Consider the following 9982-nt stretch of genomic DNA (forward strand, 5'->3'; position numbering starts at 1 on the left):
TTACCTTCCTGAGGAGCTGACGGTTAAACCGGGCTCCTCTTAAGGTTATAGAAGACGCAAACCATACATATTGAAGTGAGATCAGTATAGAATAGTTAAATATAAAGTTGACCTTCCAGTTCGTTAGATTTTGTTGTAACAATAGTACTGAAAAGGTATTATTAATAAGCAATATATTACATTTTTGAGAATTGACATGGCTTTTCATAGAATACTAGAGGAGTGTGAATGATGTTATCAACTACAGAGCTTAGCAAGCTGCACGAAGCGAATTACAGGGAGGATCGTTTAGAGGCACTTAATCATTTTTATGAGGATCTCTGTAATAAGAAAGTAGCCGATGGCTATATTTATTCTCTTAGTCGTTATGGAAAAATATTTGCTAATGGAGCGGGGGGACGCTTCAGTTACGAAGAAGATAGCGACCAAGAATTAAAAACGGATACTATTTTTCGAATCGCTTCTATTACCAAGCTGTTTACGGCAACAGCGATCTGGCAGCTGGCAGATGATGGCAAAATTTTTATGGGACAACCAGTTAGTTCTATTCTTCCGGAGTTTGATGCCGATCCTTTTAAGCCGATTACAATTGCTCATTTACTGACGCATACCTCCGGCATCGCACCTGATCATGGCACTATAAGTGATACCTACTATAAAAGTGCATGGTGGTATATTTATGAATCAGAGCTTGGAAAAGAAAACTGGATTAAAGCTGGACTTTCCTATGGCATTCGTTTTCCGGTAGGGACTCAATGGATGTATTCCTCGTTCGGATACGTGGTTCTTGGTGCAATTATTGAGAAAATAACAGGTGTTTTTGCAGAAGATTACATATTGGACAACATTGTAAAACCGTTAGGCATGACAGATACTTTCTTTGATATTCCGCCTGAGAAAGCTGGTAGGATCGCTATTCGTTCGGAAGAAGCCAAGGAATATCTTCAGAAGCTGCAAAACGGGGAAATTACGGATGAAGAACAAAGGTCTGAGGAAGAAATCAAGACTCCCGGAACGGGTGGGGGAATGTATTCAACCGTTAATGATCTACAAAAGTTCGGAATCATGCTGCTTAACCATGGGGAATACGAAGGTGGTCATATCTTAAGTCGGATGGCTGTTCAGAGAATGACCAAGCGGTTCAATTCTGAAAAACTTCCAAACTACGCATGGGGAGATGGAGGAGCGGATAGACCATACGGTCTTGGGCCAGACCTTCGCTATAATGAAAGTACATCTTATTCTGAAGGCACTTTTTTTCACGAAGGATGGGGGTCTTGTTCTTTGGTCGTTGATCCGGTAGAAAAGCTAATTGCCGTTTGGTATATCCCTTTTCATAAAAATATATGGGACGGTAGAGGGATTTTCGGTACAAACAATGTGATCTGGTCCGGACTCGAATAAGAATAAGATTATATGTTGTGAGATATCAAAGATAGGCAGGATGTGACTTATGTTTGAGAAGATAAAGCACCGCTTTCGCGTTATGAGAGCGGTTGCTTTTGTTACTTATAAGGAATGGAGTGCGTACAGAACGCATTCGATGGTTTCTATTTTTGTAGGCCCGGTATATTTTTTAGTGCAGTATTATATATGGAGCGCTGTTTATAGCGGGGAATCCTCTATTAACGGGATGTCGCTCTCTCAGATGCTCTCTTATTTTTGCGCCACGATGTTGATCAACTACTTGACCATGGATTTTGCCGATTGGAACTTGCAAATGCTCATTCGCACCGGGAAATTCATTACGTTCTCTTTAAGACCAATGAATCATATGTTCTATGCATTGTCTCAGAAGGCGGGGCATAGGGTACTTGGACTTCTATTTGAATTTATACCCTGCTTTATGATTTTCTTTTTTATTTTTCATATTGATGTTTTGCCAGCAAATTTACTTTATGCAATTCTTTCGATAGCAATGGCTTTTATGATGAATTTTTTTATCCATTATAGTATTGGAATGGTCGCCTTTTGGATGGTGCAGTCCTCTAGTATTCGTAACTTTTTTAGTCTTTGCGAGGGGATATTCTCAGGATCGCTGATTCCATTAGTCTTTTTTCCAAAATCCTTACAGATGGCTTCCTTTTTCTTACCGTTTCAATATACGACCTTTCTGCCTGCAATGGTCTATACAGGTAGCTATACTTTAGCTGATATAACCTTACCTATTCCCCAAGTTTTGTTGTTGCAGCTTGTAGCCGTTATTATTGCCGGAATAGTCTGCCGGGTGCTGTATGCGGTATCGCTTAAGCATTTTACGGGGGTGGGCGCATGAAACGTATGTATCTAATATACAAAACTTGTATGAAGGCGAATATAGCTTCTGCTATCACTTATCGTGTTAATTTTATTCTTAATAGTCTTATCATGCTTATAGGGAATGTGTTGTTTCCTCTAGTAACAGTATTCATTTATAATTCGAATGCTTCATTTGAAGGATGGACCTTTAAAGAGGCACTATTAATTCAATCTGTCTTCATTCTGTCTACGGCTTGTGCCGGGATTTTTTTCAACGGAATCATGTGGAATACGATGTCCCATGTAGTGGAAGGAACGTTGGAAGTGGTATTAATTAAACCAACCTCGAGCCTTTTTCTGCTGTTGGCCAGATCTTTTGAGTTCGAAAGTATCGGGCTTTTAGGTGGAGGAGTAGTCATGTTCGTATACGCACTTAGCGGAATCGATGGGATGACCATCGGCTCTTGGTTATTGTTCCTGTTGTTGTTTGGCGCAGGTCTGCTTGTTATGTTCGGCGTGGCGCTCATTGTGGCAGCAATTTCCTTCAAATGGGTAGCGAATTCCCGCTTGCCGGAGATGTTTGAGAGCATTAAGTCTTTTGGGCGTTATCCAGGGACGATTTTCCCTAAAGCAGTCGTAGCCGTAAGTTCTTTTCTTTTTCCGGTTTCCATGATTGCTTACTTTCCAGCATCTACTCTGATTGGACGATGGGAAGCCTATTTTTTTATAGCGATTATCCCTTGTGTGCTATTTGCTGCCTTCGGAATTTGGCTCTATACGTACATGCTTCGTAGTTACAAAAGTGCCGGAGGATGAATTTGTATGAAGGAGAATTACATTGGACATTATTACCGTCAAGAATTTAACTAAGCAATATGAAACGTATCACCGTGGACAAGATGCAAAAAGCGTATTTAAAAGTTTGTTTCACCGTGAAAAATCGATTATCACCTCTGTAGAAGATCTTTCGTTCAGTGTTGGAAAAGGAGAGATCATTGGCATTTTGGGTCCAAATGGTGCGGGGAAATCTACGACTATTAAAATGCTGACAGGTGTTCTCTATCCCACATCGGGAGAAATAAATGTTCTAGGATACAACCCTCATAAGCAAAAAAATCAATATGTAAAACAAATCGGAGTACTGTTCGGACAGAAATCGCAGTTAATATGGGACATTCCTCCTTTGGATAGCTTTTATATGAACAAGGAAATTTATGATATTCCTACGAATGACTTTCGTACAAGACTAGATCGATTTGTAAGTATGTTTGAGATTGGTGATATTATCACTAAGCCTACGCGCACCCTTTCACTGGGAGAACGAATGAAATGCGAGTTTATTATGGCAATGCTTCATTCTCCGCCAGTGGTTTTTTTGGATGAGCCGACGATCGGGCTGGATGTTATAGCTAAACAAAGAATCAGAGAATTCATTAAGCAAATGAATCAGGAAGGCACCACATTTATTCTAACGACACATGACTTGGAAGATGTGGAGCGTTTGGTGCAAAGAGTACTAATTATTCATCAAGGTAAAAAAGTATATGACGATAAGTTCTCCGAACTTCGACTTCATCTAGGCGCTAAAAAAGTGGTCAGGCTTTCTGCAGCTACAACGATTGGAGATATTGACCTGCCTGGGACTCTGATATCGGAAAGAATATCGGATTACGAAGTGGAATTAGAGATCGATACCAAGCAGTGTAAAATGGGTGAGTTTCTTCATATTCTTAGTGAAAAGGTAGAGATTCTTGATATATCCATTAAGGAGATCCAAATTGAAAAGATCATCAGCTCCATTTATGAGATGGATATGGGATAATATTTTTAAGCTTGGGAACGGATCATTTGCAGATTCAGATCTAGCATTGACCATAACTTTTCAGTAATTTCTTTTGCAGAACAAGGATTACTATGGGTAAACCACCATTCAATCACTCCGACAGTTGCCGAACTCAAAAATTGTACGGATATATCCTTACTTAACTTATCTAGGTTTAAATTGTTTTCTAAGAATTGTGTTTTGATTTGATTATTTATCATATCTTGTAATTGGTTTCTAAAGGAGAGCAAAGCTTTGTTTCTTAATAAAGTCTTATAAAAGAGAGCATTCTCCTCCAATTGTTCCAGCGTGCGGAGTAATGATGCCTTAGAGGGATTGGGTTCGGTTTCATCCTCCACTGCGGAGCAGCTTTCGATTAGTTGCTGGAGCTGAGCCGCCAGGCATTTATCCATCAGGTCATATTTATCCGCATAATGGGAATAAATCGTTCCGCGGTTTACATCAGCGCGCTCTGCGATTTCGTTAATCGTTATTTTTTCAAAATCTTTTTCAGCCATTAGTTGAATTAATGCATTCATGATGGCTGTTTGGTTTTTTTTAATTCTTCTATCCATGGTAATACTCCCTTTTTATTAAACAATGTATTGTATTTTGTTGAAAAACCAACAAAACCGATCAAACTAACGATTGAACCCTATCTGAGATGTGATAATCTGATTTTATCGAACAGATGATCGAAATTCAACAAATGTCTAAAAAGGGATAGAGGAGTTAAATATGAGAATATTAGTTTTCGGAGCGGGAGTTTTAGGCAGCTATCTTGCACATGTCCTGGTGCGTGGGGGAAACGATGTCACAGTGCTTGCCAGAGGGAAGCGTGCAGAGCAATTGACGAAAGACGGTCTTGTACTTCGCCATTATTTTCAATGTAAAAACACTATGGATTCTGTAAAAGTCATCTCAGAGCTTCAACCGGATGATCTCTATGATCTTATTTTTGTTGTTATGAAATATAATGATTTTCCATCTGTGTTACCTATTCTAGCTGAGAATCAGAGTCTGAATATAATTCTTGTGGGTAATAATGGCGATGCTCACGAAATGCAAAAGGATCTTCAGGAAATGAGCGATGTAAGAAAAAATATACTCTTTGGATTTCAGCTTAGCGCAGGAATTCGTGAAGCGAGCGGTCGAGTTATCAAAATACACGCAGGTGGGCAAATGGTACTTGGCAGTCTTGACGGTGAGATCCCAATAAAACACTTACTGGAAAAAGCGTTTGAGAACGCTAAGTATAAGCTAACTTATCATGAGGATATGGATGCTTGGCTCAAAAGTCATATCGTGCCTATAGTGGCTTTGAACTCCCTTAATTATCTTCATGACGGGGATTTAAAAAAGGTATCTAAAGATAAGAAGCTATTAAAACAAGCCATTTCAGTAATGGACGAAGGGTTTCAAATGATGGAGAAGCTAGACTATACGATCACTCCAGCAGGTCAAGTTGACTTTATTCGAAAACATAAACAGAGTGTATACTATGGTCTGAAAATAATTCATAAATTACCCTTTATGAAATTTGTAGATGGTTCTTTCAGCGAAATTGCAGCTTTGTTTAATTCGTTTGATAAATTGAAACAACAAGCAAACATTGCGACGCCCCATTGGGATCAACTTCAAAAACAAGCGATCTCGAAGTATAATGCAAAATAATCTTTTTTGGGAGGTGTACAATCGATGACTATATATTTTATACGGCATGGAATAGATGATGAAGGCTATCGTGGGGGGTGGAGTCAACGTGGACTTGTAGTAGAGGGCTATAGACAAGCCGAACGACTTGGTTGTTATCTTAAGGAAAATCAGTCTAGCTTTAACATCACTCGTATCCTTAGCAGTGATTTGCAGCGTGCGTTAGATACAGCAAATGAGATCGCCAGAGCGCTAAGCTTGCCTGTTGAAAGCAGTCAGTCTTGGAGAGAAACGAACAATGGTGTAATCGCTGGAATGCCCCATGAAATTGCAAATGAACGATACCCGGGTCTCTATTTCTCAGCATTAAGAATGGATGAGAGATTTCCAGGAGGAGAGAGCCCACAGGATTTTTTTACGCGAATTAATACAAGTTTCTCAAAACTATGTAATGAACTGGAGAGTACTGATCCAAAAGAAAATGTAATTGTGGTTACGCATGGTGGCGTAATTAATATTATTTATCATATTTTAAAAGGGCTAACGTGGACCAATAAGAATGCCCATTCCCCGACTTCATATACAAGTATTCATAAAATAGAGTATCAAGTAGATAAGTGGGTAGTTACAGCTGAAAATCTTACGGAACATATATCAAGTGATCAGGCTGCTGGTTTGTCCAATTGATTGGGAGGTACAAATATGGGATTATTGAATGCACTGATCGATCAAGCCAAGAACCCGAGAGGATTCGTGGGGAATATCATGATCAAGATCATGAACCGGGCACATTCCAGCATAACAACGTGGGGGCTTAAAAAAATAGAAGTGATGAACAACGCACCTATTTTGGACATAGGCTGTGGTGGCGGTCAAACTATACATATGCTTGCAAAACATAATAAATATCAGGAAATCTACGGCATAGATTATTCTCAGCAAGCTGTGGAGACATCCAATCAAAAAAACAATGAGGCTGTTGCCGCAGGTAAGGTGAAGATTAGTCAGGGAGACGTATCGGCTTTACCGTTCAATGATGAATTTTTCGGGACGATCACGGCTATTCAGACGCATTATTTCTGGCCAGATCTTGAACAAAATATAAGTGAAGTGTTTAGGGTGCTGAAGTCAGGCGGAACGTTTGTTATTATTTCTGAGGTCTATAAAATCAATTATCACATGAAACAATACACAAAAAACGAAGAGATAAATCAGTTATTTCGGAAAGTTGGCTTTCAAACGGTAAATATTCACGAGAACAACAAATGGAGATGTTATGCTGGAAAGAAATAAAGCGGCCGCACCGCCCTACACAGGACGACACAGCCGCTTTAATTTCACCGTCTAATTAGCCGGATTGGTATTAAACGAACAACGAACGGGAAATGATTACGAGCAAGATAAAAAGTACCAAGATCGCTCCAGTCGAAGTGAAGGCTCCTCCATGAAATTCACCCATGTTAATTCCTCCTTACCATATATCTTTGTTCTCAAGTGCTGCGGCGGGTGTCGCAGCTTTCTGAGATAATGACATCATATGCCAAAGTGGACTGGATGTACTGGTCTATGGCCTATTGCTCGTCAATATGGGCTTTTAAGATGCGAAGTCCTTTAGGAAGATGATTCTTAAGTTGGCCTGCACTTGCTTTGCCCCAACTTATCGGCAATCCATCTAAAGTTACAAGTGTCCATCCATGTAATTCCACCGGCACTGGTAAGCTTTCTCCCCGGAGCCAAGCATGTATTTCCAGCCCCCCACTACTGAGATCAAAACTACGTGTTACTTGTGTGTGCTGAATCGCCATCGCAAGGGCGTGAGCAGGCTCAATCCGATTTTTCTTCAAATGGGCAATATGTAACCCGGCTCTTGGAATACGCAAACCATCCAGAAGCCCAGTATGGAGGTTGCCATTAAAGGATTCAGGCAGTAAATAAAGGGATTCTCCGAATAGCAAAGGGACGCCTTGATATGAGAAACCAGGAAGCTCTAACGAAGCCCAGTCTTGGAATAACTGGTATGCATCGCGAACGGAAGAATTAATTTTTGGGTTGCTTTTGCTTCGACGCTTTTTGGTGCTGCGTTTGGCGTCATCGTTAACATCGTTTTCGGTGACACTGTGCTTACGTAGGAGTGCAACAAAGTGGCCTTCGCCTTTTTCTAAATGTGGCCAAAGGCGCTTGTGGGTGATTAATTCCATATCGGGGTAACGATCCGTCAATCGGGCAATGATCTCCTCATTTTCTTGACGGTTAAAGGTGCAAGTAGAGTAGGCTAGAGTCCCCCCAGGCTTAAGCATAAGGTAGGCGTCTTGCAGGATGTCCCATTGTCTCGCCGCACACATAACCACATGGTCAGGAGACCACTCTTGAACGGCATTTGGATCTTTTCGAAACATGCCTTCTCCTGAGCAAGGAGCATCCAGCATAATTCGGTCAAAAGCAAGTGGAAAGCGCGAAGACAGCTGCTCTGGCGTTGCACAGGTTACGAGGGTATTCTTAATGCCTAAACGTTCTACGTTCTCTGCAAGAATTTTTGCGCGCTCTGAATGGATCTCATTAGAAATTAAGAGGCCTTGTCCTTGCATTAAACCAGCGATATGCGTAGTTTTACCCCCAGGAGCTGCTGCAAGGTCGAGGACGGTTTCACCGGGTTTAGGTGCCAGCAGTTCAGCTGCGGACATTGCGGAAGGCTCCTGAATATAATATAGTCCAACAGCATGGTAAGGGTGCCTGCCTGGTCGAGCGGGCTCTTCATAATAATAACCATCAGGGCACCATGGGATAGGTTTCAGATCAAACTGTGAGACTGTGCGTTCTACTGCGACTTGACCTGAATCTGAGATACTTTTCAATGGATTAAAGCGAAGTCCCTGCGTTCGTGGAGCTGAATAACTTTCTAGAAAAGCATTTGCCTCTTGCCCCAGCATTTCTTGTATATATGCGGTGTAAGAGGCAGGCAGCTGTTCTTCCTTCATAGATCATTCTCCTTTTTCTTAGTTGCTGTTTCATGTTTATACCGATAAAATCAAGGTATGGGGAACGTAATCGTACCTGAAATTCTACATATACACAACTATATCATAATTGCCAAGTCTTACTGTACGTAAGGCAATTGTAAAGGGGATGTACCATATGAATTTGCTGCAAGCGCTCTTCTTCCCACCGGAGCAACCCGGTGGTGTATCGTCCATGATCCCTTATCTTCAGGAAAGGTTCCGTTCAAGCCGCTGGGAGATGGATTTGTTTTGGTTACCTAAGCGGATTCGCAACAAGGGACATGAAGAAGTCATATTCGAGACCTTTGATTGGACCCGGTTTGGCGAAAGTCAGATCGTTCAGAAATATATTCAGACCTACCGTGATTATCTATGGTGGACTAAACTACGAATGAGCAAGACATATGATCTTATCCATTCCCATCATCCAATTGCTGGTTTAGCAATGAAAAAAGTATTTCCAAATACTCCGTTAATTCAAACCTTACATTCCAGTTATGAGCGAGAGCTGATTCTGAATGGAGCTATTTCTGAAGGTGGGCTGGAACATCAGTTTCTAGTTTCGCTATACCGCGAACTTGAGCATGTTAGTGATCGGTTAATGACTGTGTCGCAAGCTTTTGCAGAGTATGTGGCGCCTTATATTCTAGATCCTTCTAATATAGGAGTAATACCGAATGGTTTTGATGAGAAAAGGTTTAAGCCAGTCCCGCATGACAACGCTGTACCACAGCTAGTGACTGTGACACGTCTAGTTCCAGCCAAAGGAATTGATACTTTACTCAAGGCCTGTGCTGAGCTTAAAAATCGCGGCCATGAATATGTACTGCATATTATTGGAGATGGACCTTCCCGTGCGGATTTGGAAAACATGGCTAAGCAATTAGGGATTTATAATGAAACAATTTTTTATGGATATACGCTTCATCCGGAAGAATTCATGCCTTTCTTTGATATTTTCGTACTGCCTTCTCGAGCGGAGGCCTTCGGATCGGTGTTTGCAGAAGCAGCGCTTAGCTGCTTGGCTTTAGTTGGGACGAATGTAGGCGGGATACCGGAGCAGATTGAAGATGGTGTGAATGGCCTGCTCGTCAGTCCTGATGATGAGATTGCTCTTGCTGACGCTTTAGAGAAGGTGATATCTGATCCGGCTTATCGTTATGAGCTTTCTCGTTCAGCTTGGGATAAAGCGAAAAGCTTGTACTCGCTGACTCGTGTCGCTAATGAACTTAAAAAGACATACTTACAGTATCCCTCAGGAACGAAGGGGTGA

11 protein-coding genes are annotated in these 9982 nt (G+C 41.2%); 8 read left to right on the plus strand and 3 right to left on the minus strand.

The window, feature by feature from the left end; translation table 11 throughout:
• Nucleotides 1–228: 228 nt before the first annotated feature.
• Genes MKY52_RS22970 through MKY52_RS22985 form a run of 4 tightly spaced genes read left to right on the plus strand, consistent with a single transcriptional unit; the run spans nt 229 to nt 4060 of the window.
• The gene (locus MKY52_RS22970; protein WP_341053702.1) at nt 229–1404 is read left to right on the plus strand and encodes a serine hydrolase domain-containing protein; all 1176 of its coding nucleotides are present in this window, start codon (nt 229–231) and stop codon (nt 1402–1404) included.
• Nucleotides 1405–1453: 49 nt separating this feature from the next.
• Nucleotides 1454–2275: an ABC transporter permease gene (locus MKY52_RS22975; RefSeq protein ID WP_341053703.1), complete on the plus strand. Its 822-nt coding sequence runs from the start codon at nt 1454–1456 to the stop codon at nt 2273–2275.
• Nucleotides 2272–3054 carry an ABC transporter permease gene (locus tag MKY52_RS22980; RefSeq protein ID WP_341053704.1) on the plus strand — a complete coding sequence of 261 codons (783 nt, stop codon included), beginning with the start codon at nt 2272–2274 and terminating at the stop codon, nt 3052–3054. The genes MKY52_RS22975 and MKY52_RS22980 overlap by 4 nt, the downstream gene beginning before the upstream one ends.
• 22 nt (nt 3055–3076) lie before the next feature.
• Nucleotides 3077–4060, plus strand: coding sequence for an ABC transporter ATP-binding protein (locus MKY52_RS22985; RefSeq protein WP_341053705.1), 984 nt, complete (start codon nt 3077–3079; stop codon nt 4058–4060).
• 5 nt (nt 4061–4065) lie between these two features.
• Here the strand turns inward: MKY52_RS22985 and MKY52_RS22990 are convergent, their stop codons facing one another.
• Nucleotides 4066–4635 carry a TetR/AcrR family transcriptional regulator gene (locus MKY52_RS22990; protein WP_042186879.1) on the minus strand — a complete coding sequence of 190 codons (570 nt, stop codon included), beginning with the start codon at nt 4633–4635 and terminating at the stop codon, nt 4066–4068.
• Nucleotides 4636–4798: 163 nt separating this feature from the next.
• On the opposite strand from MKY52_RS22990, the gene MKY52_RS22995 reads away from it, so the two are divergent.
• From MKY52_RS22995 to MKY52_RS23005, 3 genes are read left to right on the plus strand one after another with little or no spacing between them, the layout of a single operon-like run.
• Nucleotides 4799–5734, plus strand: coding sequence for a ketopantoate reductase family protein (locus MKY52_RS22995; RefSeq protein ID WP_341053706.1), 936 nt, complete (start codon nt 4799–4801; stop codon nt 5732–5734).
• Between the two features lie 24 nt (nt 5735–5758).
• Nucleotides 5759–6400: a histidine phosphatase family protein gene (locus tag MKY52_RS23000; protein ID WP_341053707.1), complete on the plus strand. Its 642-nt coding sequence runs from the start codon at nt 5759–5761 to the stop codon at nt 6398–6400.
• A 15-nt stretch (nt 6401–6415) separates the two neighbouring features.
• Complete coding sequence (locus MKY52_RS23005) at nt 6416–7006, plus strand: class I SAM-dependent methyltransferase (protein WP_341053708.1); 591 nt, start codon at nt 6416–6418, stop codon at nt 7004–7006.
• A gap of 70 nt (nt 7007–7076) precedes the next feature.
• On the opposite strand, the gene MKY52_RS23010 is transcribed toward MKY52_RS23005, so the two are convergent.
• A complete protein-coding gene (locus MKY52_RS23010) occupies nt 7077–7172 on the minus strand; it encodes a sporulation protein YjcZ (RefSeq protein WP_197069771.1) in 96 nt (31 codons plus the stop codon).
• A 112-nt stretch (nt 7173–7284) separates the two neighbouring features.
• A complete protein-coding gene (locus tag MKY52_RS23015) occupies nt 7285–8688 on the minus strand; it encodes an RsmB/NOP family class I SAM-dependent RNA methyltransferase (protein WP_341053709.1) in 1404 nt (467 codons plus the stop codon).
• Nucleotides 8689–8845: 157 nt separating this feature from the next.
• On the opposite strand from MKY52_RS23015, the gene MKY52_RS23020 reads away from it, so the two are divergent.
• Nucleotides 8846–9982 carry a glycosyltransferase family 4 protein gene (locus MKY52_RS23020; protein ID WP_341053710.1) on the plus strand — a complete coding sequence of 379 codons (1137 nt, stop codon included), beginning with the start codon at nt 8846–8848 and terminating at the stop codon, nt 9980–9982.

Origin of the sequence: Paenibacillus sp. FSL P4-0184 (genome assembly GCF_038004625.1) — a bacterium.
In the GTDB taxonomy this organism is placed as follows: domain Bacteria; phylum Bacillota; class Bacilli; order Paenibacillales; family Paenibacillaceae; genus Paenibacillus_AQ.

Bases quoted from the DNA above. Each gene is read 5' to 3' on its own strand.
- MKY52_RS22990 (WP_042186879.1), bottom strand. From the start codon at position 4,635: ATGGATAGAAGAATTAAAAAAAACCAAACAGCCATCATGAATGCATTA.
- MKY52_RS22975 (WP_341053703.1), top strand. From the start codon at position 1,454: ATGTTTGAGAAGATAAAGCACCGCTTTCGCGTTATGAGAGCGGTTGCT.
- MKY52_RS23010 (WP_197069771.1), bottom strand. From the start codon at position 7,172: ATGGGTGAATTTCATGGAGGAGCCTTCACTTCGACTGGAGCGATCTTG.
- MKY52_RS22970 (WP_341053702.1), top strand. From the start codon at position 229: ATGATGTTATCAACTACAGAGCTTAGCAAGCTGCACGAAGCGAATTAC.
- MKY52_RS22980 (WP_341053704.1), top strand. From the start codon at position 2,272: ATGAAACGTATGTATCTAATATACAAAACTTGTATGAAGGCGAATATA.
- MKY52_RS23005 (WP_341053708.1), top strand. From the start codon at position 6,416: ATGGGATTATTGAATGCACTGATCGATCAAGCCAAGAACCCGAGAGGA.
- MKY52_RS22995 (WP_341053706.1), top strand. From the start codon at position 4,799: ATGAGAATATTAGTTTTCGGAGCGGGAGTTTTAGGCAGCTATCTTGCA.
- MKY52_RS23000 (WP_341053707.1), top strand. From the start codon at position 5,759: ATGACTATATATTTTATACGGCATGGAATAGATGATGAAGGCTATCGT.
- MKY52_RS23015 (WP_341053709.1), bottom strand. From the start codon at position 8,688: ATGAAGGAAGAACAGCTGCCTGCCTCTTACACCGCATATATACAAGAA.
- MKY52_RS23020 (WP_341053710.1), top strand. From the start codon at position 8,846: ATGAATTTGCTGCAAGCGCTCTTCTTCCCACCGGAGCAACCCGGTGGT.